Source organism: Pyrococcus sp., assembly GCF_030153625.1.
GTDB lineage: Archaea > Methanobacteriota_B > Thermococci > Thermococcales > Thermococcaceae > Pyrococcus > Pyrococcus furiosus.
The window spans coordinates 1-16988 of record NZ_JASKLM010000024.1 but is presented as its reverse complement, the minus strand read 5'-3'; the positions used below and the strand labels follow the sequence as shown (position 1 = coordinate 16988).

Below are 16988 nucleotides of genomic sequence, written 5' to 3'. Positions count from 1 at the left end.
AGAATGGTGTAAGGTAAACTTTTTATTTTGAACGATTAAACTTTGCCCTTGGCTAGTATGGGGGTGAGATAAATGGTGAAATTCTGCCCCAAATGTGGGAGTATTATGATACCCGACAGGAGGAGAGGAGTCTTTGTCTGTAGAAAATGTGGTTATGAGGAACCTATAAATCCTGAGGACACCAAAGCATATAGAAGAACAGAAGAAGTCAAGCATAGGCCTGATGAAGGAGTAGTTGTAATTGAACAAGAAGTTTCGACTCTTCCAACAGCAAAAGTAACCTGCCCAAAATGTGGGCATAATGAAGCATGGTGGTGGGAACTTCAAACTAGGGCAGGAGATGAGCCAAGTACAATATTCTATAAGTGTAAGAAGTGTGGATACGTATGGAGGAGTTACGAATAAAGGTTTTGACAAGATTAGCAGAGAAAGCTTTGAAGGAGCTAGAGGAAGCTTATAAAAGAATACCCGATACAGACAATGGAAAAACTTATTTATTGAGGGGTAAAGAAAGAGTTAGGCTTATGCTAAACATTCTTAAGGAGGTGGAAAGAGATGCCATTTGAAATCGTATTTGAAGGTGCAAAAGAGTTTGCCCAACTTATAGACACCGCAAGTAAGTTAATAGATGAGGCCGCGTTTAAAGTTACAGAAGATGGGATAAGCATGAGGGCCATGGATCCAAGTAGAGTTGTCCTGATTGACCTAAATCTCCCGTCAAGCATATTTAGCAAATATGAAGTTGTTGAACCAGAAACAATTGGAGTTAACATGGACCACCTAAAGAAGATCCTAAAGAGAGGTAAAGCAAAGGACACCTTAATACTCAAGAAAGGAGAGGAAAACTTCTTAGAGATAACAATTCAAGGAACTGCAACAAGAACATTTAGAGTTCCCCTAATAGATGTAGAAGAGATGGAAGTTGACCTCCCAGAACTTCCATTCACTGCAAAGGTTGTAGTTCTTGGAGAAGTCCTAAAAGATGCTGTTAAAGATGCCTCTCTAGTGAGTGACAGCATAAAATTTATTGCCAGGGAAAATGAATTTATAATGAAGGCAGAGGGAGAAACCCAGGAAGTTGAGATAAAGCTAACTCTTGAAGATGAGGGATTATTGGACATCGAGGTTCAAGAGGAGACAAAGAGCGCATATGGAGTCAGCTATCTCTCCGACATGGTTAAAGGACTTGGAAAGGCCGATGAAGTTACAATAAAGTTTGGAAATGAAATGCCCATGCAAATGGAGTATTACATTAGAGATGAAGGAAGACTTACATTCCTACTGGCTCCAAGAGTTGAAGAGTGACTTTTCTTTTCCTTATAATTTAATTTGGGGATAACAATGGATATTGAGGTTCTCAGAAGATTATTGGAGAGAGAACTTTCAAGCGAAGAACTGACTAAAATAGAGGAAGAATTTTATGACGATTTAGAAAGCTTTAGAAAAGCCTTGGAAATCAATGCCGAGAGACATGAAGAAAGAGGAGAGGACATTCACAAAAAGCTGTATTTAGCTCAACTATCTTTGGTTAGGAATCTTGTTAGAGAAATATTAAGGATTAGGTTGCATAAGATTGTTGATATGGCATTTGAGGGAGTTCCCAGAAATTTAGTTGGAGATGAAAAGAAAATATACAAGATAATAACAGCTTTCATAAATGGAGAACCTCTTGAAATTGAAACGGCAGGAGAAGAGAGTATTGAAGTTATTGAAGAGGAAAAAGAAACATCTCCTGGGATAATAGAGGCATATCTTCTTAGAGTTGATATTCCCAAAATATTGGATGAAAATTTGAGAGAATATGGGCCCTTCAAGGCTGGCGATCTTGTTGTATTGCCGAAGTCTATTGGCAGGGTACTCATTCAGAGGGATGCCGCGGATAAGGTATTGATACAATTGTAAAGGCTAACAACAATGGAACTACCGTTGAATACAGCATTATTCTAAAACTTATATCAGCAAGATATCCTCCAATGAGAGGACCCAAAACCCATCCTAAGCTCATCATAGTGTTTAGCAGCCCCATCCCTTGTCCTCTTTCACTTGAAGGAACTTTTTTAGCAACATATGTGGAAACTGAGCTTATGAACATGGCCCATTTTATTCCTGAAAAGACTGAAACTATTCCCATTGTTATCGGATCATTGACAAAAGCGTAGCCTAGAAAGGTAAAAGTATACCCAATTAGAGACAACTTATAGAAAACCTCAGCTCCCCATCTATCAATAAGCCTACCAATTACCAAGGAGCTTAAAGCTGCAGCAAGAGAATCAATACCAAAAAATATGCCAACGAAATTTTCCCCAAATTTCTCTTCAAAATATACGGAGATTGTAGAGTAAACTTCCCCTGATGCTATCATAGCCAAGAATACCGAAATATAAAACAGCCCTAGTTTTCCCCTCATTAATCTTTTGAAGGCCATTCTTTTCATCTCAACTTTTTCTGACTCTCTTCCTTCTTGCACTATTATCAAACCCTGAACGCTTTTTCTATTGCTTACCCTTTCCCTAATTGGAAGGAGGAATAATATGGAAAGTAGAGAAAAAGCTGAAGCTATGAAGAATGCACTTTTAATGTCAAGATATTGGACAATAAAGCCTCCAAGAAAGTTCCCTACCATATATCCAAGGTTTTCAACAAAGTTAAAAAACCCAAAAGCCGAGCCTACCCTTGTAGCAAGTTCAGAAATTAGAGCAGAATGAGCTGGAGAAAGGGAAGCACTTAAAGCCCCTTGAAGTCCTCTTAATCCTAGTAAGAGGATTGGACTAGATATGAATGCTATTAATGCATAAGTTCCTCCAGAGGATAAAATTCCCAGGGCTATGAAGGGTTTTCTTTTTCCAGTTCTATCTGAAAGATATCCAAAAGGATATTGAAACACTGTGGAGGTAATGTTAAATATCACGCTCAAAAGTCCAACAAGGAATACGCTCCCTCCAATAATCCTCATATAAACACCTAGGTACGGAAAAGCTATTCCCCAAGATATATTAGCAAAGAACATTGCTATAGCAAGAAATATCATGTTTCTTCTCGCCGTTGACCTCCTCTTAACTTTTCCCACTCTCCCTCGCAATCCTTGAATCACTATTGCCTTTTCTCTGTTCACTTTCACCACCTTTAGATTTTCTTCTCATCGTTAAGCTGTGAGATGTAGAAGGAGTAAAGCTTATAAGTTCATCGAAAACTAAAAGTTAATCGAGTGGGGGCGTGGTGTAGCCTGGTCCATCATCGCGGGCTCCAGAGGCCATGAGGATAGGCGGGTTTGCTGACCTCGGGGCGTGATGAACCTTTGGAGCCCCGAGGGCCGGAGAAACCCGCGGACCGGGGTTCAAATCCCCGCGCCCCCACCATCCTCATTCTTCTAATGCCATCTTTACTGCAACTTCTGCTATAACATTCATAGGATCTATCAGCATAACTCTAAGGTCGCTTTCTTTTATAACTACACTAACTTCTGTACATCCCGCAATTATTGCCTCTGCCCCTCTCTCTTCTAAAATCCTCGCAATTTGAAGAAGAAGGTTTCTTCCAAGATCTAAATTACCAGCTTTTACGCCTTCGTAAATCCCCTTCATGACTAACTCTTGTTCTTCTTCAGTGGGAGTTAGAATTTCAAGTCCATACTTCTCGAGCTCTTTGTGGTACACACCACTTACTATAGTCCCTGTGGTGGCTAGTAAACCTGCCTTCTTTATTCCCAGGGAGGCTATTCTCTTTGCAGTCTCTTCAATCATACTTATCACTGGAATGCCAACTTCCCTCCTAATGTCATCAATAAAGGCATGGGCAGTATTGCAAGGCATTACTATGAAATCTGCTCCACATTTTTCCAATTTTTTAGCCGTCCATATGAGTTGTGGTCTTGGATCTTCTCCCCTTCCTAAAATGTAGGCTGTTCTATCTGGAATTTGGGGATTATTGTAAATGATTATTTTGGGATGATCCTGATCCCTCTTAGCGGGTGTTTTTTCCACAATCCTCTTAAAAAGCTCCACCGTAGCTAAAGGGCCCATCCCTCCTAATATTCCTATGACCTTCATCTCTTTACCTCCCTCAGCTTTCCTTCTTTAATTTCGATATACCTAGCCATTAAATATAGGAGGTCACTTAGTCTATTTACATAAATGAGAGATAGCTTTCCTAGTCCGTACTCCCTTAAAACTGTGGCCAATCTTCTCTCAGCTCTTCTTGCTATTGTTCTGCATATATCGAGTTTTGCACTTGAAAGCGTGCTTCCTGGGAGAACAAAGCTTCTTATTTCTATTTTTTCCACGTAAGTTTTTATTAAAGATTCGATCCACTCTACATCTTCCTTAGAAATTCCCTGAATCTTTCCCTTGCTCCCAATCTCTCCCATTATCTTGTACAAATCTTCTTGGATCTTGTCTATAATTTGTTGGAACTCTTTATCCACGTAGTGCCTGGCCTCTCCAAGGAAGCTTGTTAGTTCATCTAGTGTCCCATTTGCTTCAATAATGGGAGAATCCTTCCATACTTCATCTCCTGTATAAAGCCTAGTAGTTCCCTTATCCCCAATCTTTGTTGTGACCCTCATAGATATCCCTATTTTGCTAAGTAGAATTTGATTATTAAGTCTTCTTGTTCCATTGTAACTTCCAAGTAAAACCCTCTTGCAGTTTTAATGTGCTCTTTAATTTCTTCGTCTTCTAAGATATGGTAGATAATTGTCTCCAAATATTGCTCCTTAAAAATAGGATTATAGATAACTCTAAACCTGGGAATTTTAAGTATCCAGGCTCTCCGCTCCTTAAACCCCCTGGGAAGTGAATATTTAAGTTCATAAACTTGAGATAACTTGCTTTTCTGCGCTATCATAGTTTTTAGAGCAATTTCAATGCTTTTTAGTTCTTGCTCATCAATTTTATAGTCCTGCCTAATGAAATCATTAGCTCCTAGAATTGTTGGTCCTTCAATGATAATACTTCCGTTAGATTTACTCACATAATAAAGCTCTCCCTGTGTTATGAGTTTTCCGGCTTTTCCACTCTCTACAATATAACTTCCTAAATCTAAAGGTGGAAGCTTCTGATCTAAAACAAATAGAGTTCCTGAAACATTAGCAATTGCAGTAGAATGGAGAGTTGTACTTTCAGCATAGTGCACTATCATAAAGCCAACTTGGGAGTAATTTAAAGTTAAGAGAAGCCCAAGGGTAAGAACGGTGTAATCTGTGCAAACCCCTTTTCTTTTTACTAAGAATTCGCTTGGCCTAAGAATGTAGTTTGTTGGTTTGTTGTCATCATATTTGAGGTTTTCTTCTTCCCACTTTAAGATATTCCATATTGTCCACTCTTCATTGGGACCTTTAAGAGATTTGGATAAATTTGTTAGGGCTTTAATTTCTCTTGGATCCTCTAAGTAGCATTTAATTGCTTTGTTGAGATCCTTTTCTTGCTCTAAACAAGTAGGTGTTTGGGTGAAAGAAGGAGTTGAGGGGGCTATGCAACCAGAAGTAAGTACAAGAAATAGGAGAATGAGAAGTGGGACCCTCATATTATCCCCTCGCAGCTAGAGATGCTAGGGTTGGAGTAAGAATTGGAACTATTAAACTTAAGATAAAACCATGAACAAAGGCAATTATCATGACGTCTCTTCCTCCGAACTTCACTATAACCGGCAGCGTAGAGTCCATTGTTGTTGCTCCCCCAATACTTATGGCTACTTCTTTTCCAACTATTCTGGCAATGGTGGGGTAAAACAGCACAGTAAAAATTTCCCTCAAAAAGTTTGCAAGAAAACCAACTACTCCATAAAATTCTGAATATTTAGCCAAAACTGGGCCTGTAAGGGAGTACCATCCCACTCCAGATGCTATGGCGACACTCCATCTTATGGGTATCGTGAGGATTATTCCAATTAGAACTCCTCCCACCATGGAGCCCATTAATGTGAGTAAGGGCATTAGCAGTATTTTTGCATTAAATTTGTCCCTAAGTTCGCTAATTCTACCGTTTAATCCAATTTCTAGGCCAATTACAAAAATCAAAACATACAAGGCCCACTCGTATAAGTTCCCGGCTTTAATTCCAACTTTTCCTCCAATCCACCCCATAGTGAAGCTTATCAGGGATAGAATCATGAATTTCATGATTTCTCCCTCCAAAATATCTTTGCAAAGATTAAGCTACCTGCTATAGTTGATATCATAATTGCTATAGAGTAAAGCAAGACTTTAGTCGCATCTATTTTAACATTCCCAGTTCTCACTCCCATTAGGAAGATTAAAACAAGAACAGATACACTCATAAGAAGTTCCGTATCAATTTTCTTCCTCCTTTCTCTAAGAATGTACCCAATAATAATTCCCAGGAGGAGCGGGATTAAAATATTCACCTTACTCACCTTCCCTAATTATTGACAATATTAGTTCCATAGCTCTTGGAATTGCTCGCTTAACTTCTTCACTTAACTCTAGGCCCAATTTTGGTTCCTTTATCGTAACCCCAACAAAATGAAGTTCAGCGTTCTTAAGTCTTTCGTCAACCTCTAACAGTAATTTTAACCCCTCAACTGCCCCCATAAAGTGAGCACTTCTAATTTCTGCCCTTAACTTCTTGAAAATATCCTCTCCTTTAAAGTAGACGACCTTACCTGGGATCTCTCCAAGAACAGCATCTACTATAATTACTTTATTCTCCCCGTTATAAACCCTCATGAGAGAGAAAATATCAGTTCCAAGTTCTTCTACTTTGTACCCTTGCCTTTTCAATTCTCTCCCGATTTTAATCCCTACTCCATCGTCTCCCATGACTTCATTTCCCAATGCAACAATAAGAACTGAAGACATCAAAAAAGGAATAAAGTGAAAGTTTAAAAAGTTACTCACTCTTTATGATGGGTCTAAACTTATATCCATAGAGAATTAGCCCATCTTCGTCAAATTCTCTGATCTTTCTTGTTACCATCTCCACTTCCATTCCTTCTTTGATTTCTTCAGGCTCTACGTCTGTAAGTTGAGCCAATACAACGGGCCCTTCCTCAAGCTGAACTAAAGCCAATGGGTAGGGTTTGTAGTACTCAAAGCCACTTGGAGGGTTTCTGACTATAGTCCATGTTATAACTTTCCCCTTTCCACTAAACTGAAATTCTTCAATGTTTCTACTTCCACAAATTGGGCAGATTGGTCTCTTGGGGAATAGAAGGTGGCCATTTTCACACTTTCCACCTATAAGTCTGTATTTCTCCCTAAAGTGTCTCCAATACCTGGAAACCTGCATCGGCTTCCCCATTTCAGACCCTCCTCAAAACAGTAACGGTGATATTTGATCCAGTACCTCCAATATTCTGAGTTAATCCCACTTCAGCATCGGGAACTTGAATCCCATCAGGAGCCTCTCCTCTTAGCTGGAGAACAGCCTCTACAACCTGATAAACCCCAGTAGCTCCTACTGGGTGACCTCTTGCTTTCAATCCACCCATTGTTTGGATTGGATAATCCCCGTCAATTGCTATTTGACCCTCAATTGCGAGTTTAGCTCCTTCGCCCTTCTTTGCAACTCCCAGCGCCTCTAGACTTAATGCTGCCATAACTGTAAATGCATCGTGGACCTCAAAGAAGTCAACATCCTCAGGCTTAACTCCGGCCATCTTATAAGCTCTTTCTGCTGCAATTGTAGCTGCTTTTAAAGTTAGGAAATCTTCTCTATTGGCCAGATTTATTGTGTCAATAGCCCTTCCCATTCCTGCAATCTCAATCCATTTGTCCTTTGGAATACCAAGCTCTTTAGCCTTCTCTGGTGTGGTAATTATAACTGCTGCAGCACCGTCACAAACTGGAGATGCATCGAAGAGCTTAAGTGGATCAGCAATGTAGGGACTCTTCATAACTGTTTCAACTGTTATTGGCTTCTTAAACATTGCATAGGGATTCTTTGCACCATTTGCGTGAGCATTAACTGCAAATAGTGCCAAATCCTCCTCCTTATACCCGTAAGTGTTCATGTAAAGTCTCATTATAAGAGCATTCAAAGCTACAAAGCTGGCACCATGGAAGAGCTCCCACTCAGCATCAGCGGCATATCCCAAGTATCTCGTAGCATCACTAGGCCAAGCATCTGTCATCTTCTCTACTCCAACGACTAAAACTACATCTTCAAGACCACTAAGCACAGCTTTAGCACCTTCTTGAACTGCAGCTCCACCAGAAGCACAAGCAGCTTCAATTTTAACGGCAGGAATATTCCCCAATCCAGCCCAATCAGCTATTAATGCTCCCAGGTTTTCTTGCTCTACGAATGAACCAGATGCCATGTTACCAACATATAGAGAATCAACTTTGTCAATTCCCGCATCATCCATCGCGTTTAAAATTGCTTCGACGGCTAAATCCCTAAGAGAAGACCTCCAATGTTCTCCAACAGGAGTCATTCCAACTCCAACTATTATTGCTTTTCTCATATCTCCCACCCCTCTACAAGATGTACTTTCTTCTAGCCTTTGCATAGAGAGCGTAATCAATGACTTTTCTCCTCTTCACATAATCCTCAACTTTTGGCGCTAAATCTCTCTTCTCCTCTATGGCATCCTGAACAACTATACTAAATGCATTGCTTCCTGCTCCAGAACCAAACGAGACCCAGAGAATTCTATCCCCGGGCTTTGCTATGTCCAAAACAGCAGAAACTCCAACCATTGTTGCACCGCTGTATGTATTTCCTATTCTCCCTGTTAGCAATCCCGGTAGAACTTTCTCTTTAGGAATCCCAAGAATCTTAGCAACTGTCAATGGGAACTTTACATTTGGTTGGTGAAATACTGCATAATCAAAGTCACTTGGCTTAAGGCCTAACTCTTCCATAAGGGTCTTGGCTGCATTAATTATATGGTGGAAGTATGCTGGCTCCCCAGTAAACCTGTTTCCATGCCTGGGGTAGTGTTCATGTTGCCTTCTCCAGAAATCGGGAGTGTCTGTAACGTAAGAGTAGCTCCCCTCAAAATATGCTACACTCTCATTGCTCTTTTCTCCCACAATGAAAGCTGCTCCTCCTGCCCCAGCTGTGAACTCTAAGTGATCTCCGGGCCTTCCCTGGGCAGTGTCAGCACCTATGGCTATTGCATACTCAGCCATGCCCGAACCTACAAAACCTATGGCAGCTTGCAGAGCCTCAGTGCCAGCCTTACAAGCGAATTCAAAATCAGCAGCTTCAAGATCTGGAGTTGCACCAATAGCTTCAGCTATTATTGTAGCTGAAGGCTTTACTGCATAGGGCTTACTTTCAGTACCAAACCAAATGGCCCTTATTTTTTGAGGATCTATCTTAGCTCTCTTTAAGGCGTTTCTAGCAGCTTCTATTCCTATCGTTATAGCGTCTTCATCAAGCCCAGGTACAGCCTTTTCTTCTATCGGAAAGCTTGAGACCCCCCATACTCTTCCTATTTCTTCATTCCTTATCCTATACATTGGCACGTATGCTCCATACCCAACAATACCAACGTCTTTCATTGGCTTCATTACCTTTCTCATTTAACCTCCCCCTGGGAATTACTGTGTCACCTACTAGAAAAAGGAGGAGTTATAAAAGACTTTCGGTAAAAGCTTAACTTTATTTCGTTCATCGTCGATAAAACAATATTAATATTGTAAACCAAGGGTTTTGCAATTGACGTGAAAGTTTTCGGGACACACCGAAAATTAAATAAACTAATTTTCTTTAACCAAAAATGCCCGTAATTAAATTCAAAAATTTTAAGGAGGTTTGAAGATGATAGAAGTTCGCTTTCACGGTAGAGGAGGTCAAGGTGCAGTTACCGCTGCAAACATTCTTGCTGAAGCAGCGTTTCTAGAAGGTAAATACGTGCAGGCTTTCCCATTCTTTGGAGTTGAAAGAAGAGGAGCTCCAGTAACAGCTTTCACAAGGATAGACAACAAACCAATTAGGATAAAGACTCAAATTTATGAACCCGACGTTGTTGTTGTGCTAGATCCCTCTCTCTTAGATGCTGTAGACGTAACTGCTGGTCTTAAAGATGAGGGAATTGTCATAGTGAATACAGAAAAGAGCAAAGAAGAAGTTCTCGAAAAGTTAAAGAAAAAGCCAAAGAAGCTCGCTATAGTTGATGCAACTACGATAGCTCTTGAAATTCTTGGATTGCCCATTACGAATACTGCCATATTGGGAGCTGTTGCAAAGGCCACAGGGCTAGTCAAGATTGAGAGCATAGAGGAAGCCATCAAAGACACATTCTCTGGGGAGCTTGGTGAAAAGAACGCAAGGGCTGCAAGAGAAGCTTACGAAAAAACAGAAGTATTTGAGCTTTAACCTCTTTCTTTCCAATATTTGATGAGGTGAGAAGTTGTGAACACTCTATTTGGAAAAACCAAAGAAGAAGCAAAACCTATAGTTCTAAAATCTGTTGACGAGTACCCTGAAGCTCCTATAAGCCTCGGAACTACTTTGGTTAACCCCACCGGAGATTGGAGAACATTTAAGCCTGTTGTTAATGAAGAGAAATGTGTAAAATGTTATATTTGTTGGAAATACTGTCCAGAGCCTGCAATTTACATAAAACCCGACGGATACGTTGCAATTGACTACGACTATTGTAAGGGTTGTGGAATCTGTGCTAATGAGTGCCCAACTAAAGCAATTACAATGATTAAGGAAGAAAAGTAGTGAGGTGGGAAAATGGAATATAAACCAATTAGAAAAGTTGTGAGTGGCAACTATGCTGCAGCTTATGCAGCCCTTCATGCGAGAGTTCAAGTTGTTGCCGCTTATCCTATTACCCCTCAAACCAGCATCATTGAAAAAATTGCAGAGTTTATAGCCAATGGTGAGGCTGACATTCAATATATACCCGTCGAAAGCGAGCACTCTGCTATGGCAGCTTGTATAGGCGCATCGGCTACTGGAGCTAGAACATTTACTGCAACTTCTGCTCAGGGATTAGCTCTAATGCATGAAATGCTTCATTAGGCTGCTGGAGCAAGGCTTCCAATTGTTATGGTTGATGTAAACAGAGCAATGGCTCCACCTTGGAGTGTGTGGGATGATCAAACTGATTCTCTCTCACAAAGAGACACTGGGTGGATGCAGTTCTACGCTGAAAACAACCAAGAAGTTTACGACGGTGTCCTAATGGCATACAAAGTTGCAGAGACAGTCAACGTTCCCGCAATGGTAGTTGAGAGCGCATTTATTCTCAGCCACACATATGACGTCGTTGAAATGATTCCACAGGAACTTGTTGACGAGTTTTTACCACCAAGGAAGCCCTTGTATAGCTTAGCAAACTTCGATGAGCCCATAGCGGTAGGAGCCCTTGCAACACCAAACGATTACTATGAGTTTAGATATAAGTTAGCTAAGGCTCATGAAGAGGCCAAAAAAGTCATTAAGGAAGTCGGAAAAGAATTTGGAGAGCGCTTTGGTAGAGACTATAGTCAAATGATTGAGACAGGCTACATCGATGATGCAGACTTCGTATTTATGGGTATGGGTTCCCTAATGGGTACCGTAAAGGAAGCAGTCGACCTCTTAAGAAAAGAAGGTTATAAAGTAGGATACGCAAAAGTTAGATGGTTTAGACCATTCCCGAAGGAAGAGCTAGTAGAAATTGCGGAGAGCGTTAAGGGAATAGCCGTTCTTGATAGAAACTTCTCCTTTGGACAAGAGGGAATTCTCTTCACGGAGAGCAAGGGCGCGCTCTATAACTCTTCAGCTCACCCATTGATGAAGAACTATATAGTTGGCCTTGGAGGAAGGGATGTTACTGTAAAAGACATTAAGGCAATAGCAGATGATATGAAGAAAGTCATTGAGAGTGGAAAAGTGGATAAAGAAGTTGTTTGGTACCATCTTAAGAGGTGAGAGTTATGGAAGTTCCCGAGAATATTAAGAAGAGGGTAACGATCCCGTTTGAAGAGCACTTTTATGCTGGCCATACCGCTTGCCAGGGATGTGGGGCTTCCCTCGGACTTAGATATGTGCTGAAAGCTTATGGAAAAAAGACCATCCTAGTAATTCCAGCTTGTTGTTCGACCATCATAGCTGGTCCCTGGCCTTACTCCGCAATAGATGCTAACTTATTCCACACAGCCTTTGAAACAACAGGAGCGGTGATAAGTGGAATTGAAGCTGCACTAAAGGCTATGGGATACAAGGTAAAGGGAGAAGACGGGATAATGGTCGTTGGATGGGCAGGAGACGGTGGTACTGCCGACATTGGTCTTCAAGCCCTCTCTGGATTCTTGGAGAGAGGTCACGATGCGGTGTACATAATGTACGATAATGAGGCCTACATGAATACTGGAATTCAGAGGTCTTCATCAACTCCATATGGAGCATGGACCACAAATACCCCAGGAGGAAGGAGACACTTCCTAGAGAAGAGGCATAAGAAGAAGGTTATTGACATTGTAATTGCCCATAGAATTCCATATGCCGCAACTGCCAGTATAGCTTATCCTGAGGACTTCATTAGAAAACTTAAGAAGGCTCAAAAGATTTCAGGTCCAAGTTTCATCCAGCTCTTCGCTCCCTGTCCCACTGGGTGGAGAGCACCAACAGACAAGTCAATAGAAATTGCACGCTTGGCAGTTCAAACTGCATACTTCCCACTCTTCGAATATGAAAATGGCAAGTATAAGATTAATATGCCAAATCCCAAAAAAGAACCAAAGCCAATTGAAGAATTCCTGAAGCTCCAGGGAAGATTTAAATACATGACAAAAGAAGATATTGAGACACTTCAAAAATGGGTATTGGAAGAATGGGAAAGGCTAAAGAAGCTTGCCGAGGTCTTTGGATGACCTATATGCTTAAATTTTTATTTTGAAAACTCACTCGAGGTGGTAAATATGGCTGAAAGTCCGTTTAAGGCCGATATAGAAAGAGCCCAAAAAGAGTTAAGTGAAAAAATGACACCCGGAGCAATAGTCTACATTCCAGGAAGTAGCGTCATTAATAAAACTGGATCTTGGAGAGTTTTTAAGCCAGAGTTCAACAGGGACAAGTGTGTAAGGTGTTATCTCTGCTACATCTACTGTCCAGAGCCTGCAATATACCTAGATGAAGAAGGTTACCCAGTTTTTGACTACGACTATTGTAAGGGTTGTGGAATCTGTGCTAATGAGTGTCCAACAAAAGCCATTGAAATGGTTAGAGAAGTTAAGTGAGGTGGTTTAGATGCCAATTAGGAAAGTTATGAAGGCTAATGAAGCCGCTGCTTGGGCTGCTAAGTTGGCTAAACCAAAGGTTATAGCAGCATTCCCAATTACACCTTCAACCCTAATACCCGAGAAGATTAGTGAATTCGTGGCAAATGGTGAACTAGACGCAGAGTTTATTAAAGTTGAAAGTGAGCACTCAGCAATTTCAGCATGTGTAGGTGCGGCTGCTGCAGGTGTTAGAACCTTCACAGCAACAGCCTCTCAAGGTTTGGCTTTAATGCACGAAATTCTATTCATTGCTGCTGGCATGAGATTGCCAATTGTAATGGCAATTGGTAACAGAGCTTTGTCAGCTCCAATTAACATCTGGAATGACTGGCAAGACACAATTAGCCAAAGAGATACTGGATGGATGCAGTTCTATGCAGAAAACAACCAAGAGGCTCTAGACTTGATCCTAATAGCTTACAAAGTTGCAGAAGATGAAAGAGTCCTCCTTCCAGCCATGGTTGGATTCGATGCATTCATCCTAACCCATACAGTTGAACCAGTAGAAATCCCAGACCAAGAGGTTGTTGATGAATTCCTAGGAGAATACGAGCCCAAGCACGCATATATTGATCCCGCAAGGCCTATAACTCAAGGAAGCCTTGCATTCCCGGCCCACTATATGGAGAGCAGATACACAGTTTGGGAGGCTATGGAGAGAGCAAAGAAGGTAATAGACGAAGCATTTGCAGAATTCGAGAAGAAGTTCGGAAGAAAGTACCAGAAGATTGAGGAGTACAAGACAGAGGATGCAGACATAATCTTCGTAACAATGGGTTCACTGGCTGGAACCCTTAAAGAGTGGATAGACAAGAAGAGAGAGGAAGGTTACAAAGTCGGTGCAGCAAAGATAACCGTTTATAGGCCATTCCCAGTAGAAGAGATAAGAGAACTAGCAAAGAAGGCAAAGGTTCTCGCATTCCTAGAGAAGAACATCACAATCGGCCTTTATGGTGCAGTCTTTACGGATGCATCAGCAGCTCTCATCAACGAGAGCGAAAAGCCACTAATGGTCGACTTCATAGTTGGCCTAGGTGGAAGAGATGTAACCTTCAACCAGCTTGACGAAGCCCTGGAAATTGCAGAGAAGGCACTCAAGGAAGGTAAAGTTGAGAATCCAATTAACTGGATTGGATTAAGATGGGAACTTGTGAAGTGAGGTGATTGAGATGGCAGTTAGAAAGCCCCCAATAACTACCCGTGAATATTGGGCTCCTGGTCATGCCGCATGTGCAGGTTGTGGGTGTGCTACTGCTCTAAGGTTAGCTACCAAGGCTCTTAGTGAAGCTATGGAAGAGAAATATGGAGATCCAAACGCCTTCGCAATAGCTCACGCAACTGGCTGTATGGAAGTAGTGTCAGCTGTATTCCCATATACAGCATGGAAGGCCCCCTGGATTCACGTAGCTTTTGAAAACGCTGCAGCCGTAGCGAGTGGTATTGAAGCTGCATGGAAGAAGCTTGGAAGGAAAGGTAAGATATTGGCAATAGGTGGAGATGGTGGTACAGCTGATATAGGACTCCAAGCCCTCTCTGGAATGCTCGAAAGATGGCACAATGTTCTCTACCTTATGTATGACAATGAGGCTTACATGAACACTGGAATTCAGAGGTCTTCATCAACACCATATGGAGCATGGACCACAACTTCACCTCCCGGAAAGTATTCAGTAGGTGAAGACAAGCCAAAGAAGTGGGTAGCACTTATTGCAGCCGCTCATCAAATTCCCTATGTAGCAACTGCAAGCATAGGAAATCCACTTGACTTCGTGAGAAAGATAAAGAAAGCAGGCAAGATTGACGGGCCAGCATTCGTTCAAGTCCTCTGTACTTGTCCGACAGGATGGAGAAGTCCACTGGAAAAAGGCGTTGAGATAGCAAGGCTAGCCATAGAAACAGGTATATGGCCACTCTTCGAGATTGAAAATGGTGACATCTGGAACATTAAGATACAGCCCCCAGGAGGAGGAGCTAAGGTTTACAAGGAAGGCAACAGAGTCGTTAGAATAGAGTTCAAGAAGCCAATCGAGGAGTACCTCAAGCTCCAAGGAAGATTCAAGCACCTCTTCAAGAGACCAGAGGCCATTGAAGAGCTTAGGAACCAAGTAAAAGCAATGTGGAAAGTCTTAGGAGTTGAAGCAATACTTCCAAGACCCGAGGAGTAGCCTCTTTTTCCATTATCTTTTTTAACCTATTAATTATTTCCTTTTATTGATGCGAATTGCGATAATGACAAGTGACCCAAGAGTGTACTATTTAGCATCAAAGGTTCTCAAGGAGCATAAGATACCATTTTATAGTCTAACCCCCACAGATGAAATACCCTTCGACGTAGAAGTTATTCTAACAGGAGAGAAAGACTTTGACAAGATAAAGTTCCCAAACAAAATAATAGTTAGGGATGAGACTTTCATAGATGAACTTTTGCTGTTTCTTGAAGGAAAAAAGAGGTTCAAATCCGTTTTCATAGCCATAGACCCAGGAGAGCGGCCTGGAGTTAGTGTTGTTGCTGACAATAGGGTTTTGGAAGTATATCACCTAAAGAGCCCAAAAGATGTAGATATCATTATCCAGCTCCTAGAAAAATACCCAGGAGCAAAGATAAAAATTGGGCATGGGGCTAAGAGACACAGGATCTTAATGCTCAAATCATTGGCGAAGGTATTAGGAGAGAATTATCCCATAATACTTGTAAATGAAAGGGGGACAACTCCAAGAGTCGGAGGGGTTGAAGCTTGGGCTATTCAGGACATAGTAGCTTCAATAAACATAGGGCTTAGAGAGGGAAGGGAAATGACAATAAAAGAGTTAATAAGGGGTGACAAAGTTACCAAGGGAGAAATAGAGAATATAAAAGCTCAAAGTAGGATTGTGAGTGGAGGTAAAATTACCATTTCGTCTGAACTTGCTAAAGAAGTAGCTCTTGGTAACCTCACAATTGAAGAGGCTATAGAGCTTCAAAAGAAGAAAAAGGGTAAGGGGTGATATCATGATAATTGGAAGGGGAGAAGAGAGAAAAGAAGAAATTAAGCTTAGAGTAGCTGAAGCTCTTAAGTGGGACGTTGGAAGAGGTATTGTAAGATTTGATAAGAAATATCAGAGAATGCTTGGAGTCGAACCTGGGGACATTGTAGAAATTGAAGGAAATAGAATTACTGCAGCAATAGTGGCAAACGCCCACCCAGACGATAGGGGGTTGGATATAGTTAGAATGGACGGCTACATTAGAAAGAATGCTGGAGTTAGCATTGGAGATTACGTAACAATTAGGAGAGCTGAAGTTAAAGAGGCAAAAAAAGTTGTTTTAGCTCCTGCCCAAAAGGGAGTATATATCCAGATTCCAGGAGACCTAGTTAAAAACAACCTCCTGGGAAGACCCGTGGTAAAAGGAGACATTGTAGTGGCAAGTGGAAGAAGTGAATTTTACACAGGAACACCATTTGACGAGATATTCAGAGGATTCTTTGAGATGTCCATGGGCTTTGGAGAGCTGAAGTTTGTAGTTGTAAGTACAGTTCCCAGAGGAATAGTGCAAATAACTTACAATACTGAAGTTGAAGTACTTCCGCAAGCGGTTGAGGTCAGAGAGGAGAAAGTTCCTGAAGTCACCTATGAGGACATTGGTGGTCTAAAAGAAGCAATAGAGAAGATTAGGGAAATGGTTGAATTGCCCTTGAAGCATCCAGAATTGTTTGAAAGATTGGGTATTGAGCCTCCGAAGGGTGTTTTGTTGTATGGTCCTCCTGGGACTGGTAAGACTTTGCTGGCTAAGGCTGTTGCCAATGAGGCTAATGCTTACTTC

Annotated in this window: 22 protein-coding genes, 1 tRNA gene and 1 pseudogene; 14 read left to right on the top strand and 10 right to left on the bottom strand. The window is 41.3% G+C overall.

Annotation, left to right across the window (positions count from 1 at the left end; genetic code table 11):
- Positions 1-72: 72 nt before the first annotated feature.
- From PWP39_RS05520 to PWP39_RS05505, 4 genes are read left to right on the top strand one after another with little or no spacing between them, the layout of a single operon-like run.
- Positions 73-405, top strand: a complete 333-nt coding sequence (locus PWP39_RS05520; RefSeq protein ID WP_011012123.1) for a transcription factor S — start codon at positions 73-75, stop codon at positions 403-405.
- On the top strand, positions 387-566 hold the full coding sequence (locus PWP39_RS05515; protein ID WP_011012121.1) for a hypothetical protein: 180 nt from the start codon (positions 387-389) through the stop codon (positions 564-566). The genes PWP39_RS05520 and PWP39_RS05515 overlap by 19 nt, the downstream gene beginning before the upstream one ends.
- A complete protein-coding gene (locus tag PWP39_RS05510; RefSeq protein WP_011012120.1) occupies positions 556-1305 on the top strand; it encodes a DNA polymerase sliding clamp in 750 nt (249 codons plus the stop codon). Before PWP39_RS05515 ends, PWP39_RS05510 begins: the two co-directional genes overlap by 11 nt.
- A 36-nt stretch (positions 1306-1341) precedes the next feature.
- Entirely contained in the window at positions 1342-1902 is a 561-nt protein-coding gene (locus PWP39_RS05505) for a DNA replication complex subunit Gins51 (protein WP_014835300.1), read from the top strand.
- Here the strand turns inward: PWP39_RS05505 and PWP39_RS05500 are convergent.
- The gene (locus PWP39_RS05500; RefSeq protein WP_011012118.1) at positions 1859-3112 is read right to left on the bottom strand and encodes an MFS transporter; all 1254 of its coding nucleotides are present in this window, start codon (positions 3110-3112) and stop codon (positions 1859-1861) included. The genes PWP39_RS05505 and PWP39_RS05500 overlap by 44 nt on opposite strands.
- 95 nt (positions 3113-3207) lie before the next feature.
- Here PWP39_RS05500 and PWP39_RS05495 point away from each other — a divergent pair.
- A tRNA-Trp gene (locus tag PWP39_RS05495) sits at positions 3208-3356 on the top strand.
- A gap of 3 nt (positions 3357-3359) precedes the next feature.
- Here the strand turns inward: PWP39_RS05495 and cuyB are convergent.
- From cuyB to PWP39_RS05450, 9 genes are read right to left on the bottom strand one after another with little or no spacing between them, the layout of a single operon-like run.
- Positions 3360-4046 carry a cysteate racemase gene (cuyB, locus tag PWP39_RS05490; RefSeq protein ID WP_011012117.1) on the bottom strand — a complete coding sequence of 229 codons (687 nt, stop codon included), beginning with the start codon at positions 4044-4046 and terminating at the stop codon, positions 3360-3362.
- Positions 4043-4561 (bottom strand): cob(I)yrinic acid a,c-diamide adenosyltransferase, encoded by a 519-nt coding sequence (locus PWP39_RS05485; RefSeq protein ID WP_014835299.1) that lies wholly within the window; start codon positions 4559-4561, stop codon positions 4043-4045. The genes cuyB and PWP39_RS05485 overlap by 4 nt, the downstream gene beginning before the upstream one ends.
- A gap of 8 nt (positions 4562-4569) precedes the next feature.
- On the bottom strand, positions 4570-5520 hold the full coding sequence (locus PWP39_RS05480; protein WP_288073039.1) for a transglutaminase-like domain-containing protein: 951 nt from the start codon (positions 5518-5520) through the stop codon (positions 4570-4572).
- Position 5521: 1 nt separating this feature from the next.
- On the bottom strand, positions 5522-6115 hold the full coding sequence (locus PWP39_RS05475) for a LysO family transporter (RefSeq protein ID WP_011012114.1): 594 nt from the start codon (positions 6113-6115) through the stop codon (positions 5522-5524).
- Positions 6112-6360, bottom strand: coding sequence for a membrane protein (locus PWP39_RS05470; protein WP_011012113.1), 249 nt, complete (start codon positions 6358-6360; stop codon positions 6112-6114). Before PWP39_RS05470 ends, PWP39_RS05475 begins: the two co-directional genes overlap by 4 nt.
- A gap of 1 nt (position 6361) precedes the next feature.
- Positions 6362-6814 carry a hydrogenase maturation protease gene (locus PWP39_RS05465; RefSeq protein ID WP_048059049.1) on the bottom strand — a complete coding sequence of 151 codons (453 nt, stop codon included), beginning with the start codon at positions 6812-6814 and terminating at the stop codon, positions 6362-6364.
- 31 nt (positions 6815-6845) lie between these two features.
- Positions 6846-7256, bottom strand: a complete 411-nt coding sequence (locus PWP39_RS05460; protein WP_011012111.1) for a Zn-ribbon domain-containing OB-fold protein — start codon at positions 7254-7256, stop codon at positions 6846-6848.
- A 1-nt stretch (position 7257) separates the two neighbouring features.
- A complete protein-coding gene (locus PWP39_RS05455) occupies positions 7258-8424 on the bottom strand; it encodes a thiolase family protein (RefSeq protein WP_014835296.1) in 1167 nt (388 codons plus the stop codon).
- A 13-nt stretch (positions 8425-8437) separates the two neighbouring features.
- Positions 8438-9490, bottom strand: coding sequence for a hydroxymethylglutaryl-CoA synthase (locus tag PWP39_RS05450; RefSeq protein WP_288073036.1), 1053 nt, complete (start codon positions 9488-9490; stop codon positions 8438-8440).
- A gap of 238 nt (positions 9491-9728) precedes the next feature.
- On the opposite strand from PWP39_RS05450, the gene PWP39_RS05445 reads away from it, so the two are divergent.
- From PWP39_RS05445 to PWP39_RS05405, 9 genes and pseudogenes are all read left to right on the top strand, one after another.
- Positions 9729-10286: a pyruvate/ketoisovalerate ferredoxin oxidoreductase subunit gamma gene (locus PWP39_RS05445; RefSeq protein WP_011012108.1), complete on the top strand. Its 558-nt coding sequence runs from the start codon at positions 9729-9731 to the stop codon at positions 10284-10286.
- A gap of 36 nt (positions 10287-10322) precedes the next feature.
- Positions 10323-10640 carry a 3-methyl-2-oxobutanoate dehydrogenase subunit delta gene (locus tag PWP39_RS05440; protein WP_011012107.1) on the top strand — a complete coding sequence of 106 codons (318 nt, stop codon included), beginning with the start codon at positions 10323-10325 and terminating at the stop codon, positions 10638-10640.
- Positions 10641-10652: 12 nt separating this feature from the next.
- Positions 10653-11837 (top strand): annotated as a pseudogene (gene porA / locus PWP39_RS05435) (pyruvate ferredoxin oxidoreductase).
- 5 nt (positions 11838-11842) lie between these two features.
- Positions 11843-12778 (top strand): 3-methyl-2-oxobutanoate dehydrogenase subunit beta, encoded by a 936-nt coding sequence (locus PWP39_RS05430; protein ID WP_011012105.1) that lies wholly within the window; start codon positions 11843-11845, stop codon positions 12776-12778.
- A 48-nt stretch (positions 12779-12826) separates the two neighbouring features.
- Entirely contained in the window at positions 12827-13144 is a 318-nt protein-coding gene (gene porD / locus PWP39_RS05425) for a pyruvate synthase subunit PorD (protein ID WP_011012104.1), read from the top strand.
- A gap of 10 nt (positions 13145-13154) precedes the next feature.
- Positions 13155-14345: a pyruvate synthase subunit PorA gene (gene porA, locus PWP39_RS05420; RefSeq protein WP_011012103.1), complete on the top strand. Its 1191-nt coding sequence runs from the start codon at positions 13155-13157 to the stop codon at positions 14343-14345.
- A 10-nt stretch (positions 14346-14355) separates the two neighbouring features.
- Positions 14356-15351, top strand: coding sequence for a pyruvate synthase subunit PorB (gene porB / locus PWP39_RS05415; RefSeq protein ID WP_011012102.1), 996 nt, complete (start codon positions 14356-14358; stop codon positions 15349-15351).
- Positions 15352-15400: 49 nt separating this feature from the next.
- Positions 15401-16171 (top strand): RuvC family protein, encoded by a 771-nt coding sequence (locus tag PWP39_RS05410; protein ID WP_048059048.1) that lies wholly within the window; start codon positions 15401-15403, stop codon positions 16169-16171.
- Positions 16172-16175: 4 nt separating this feature from the next.
- Positions 16176-16988: AAA family ATPase (locus PWP39_RS05405; RefSeq protein ID WP_288073031.1), on the top strand; the 813-nt coding region annotated here is incomplete at its 3' end.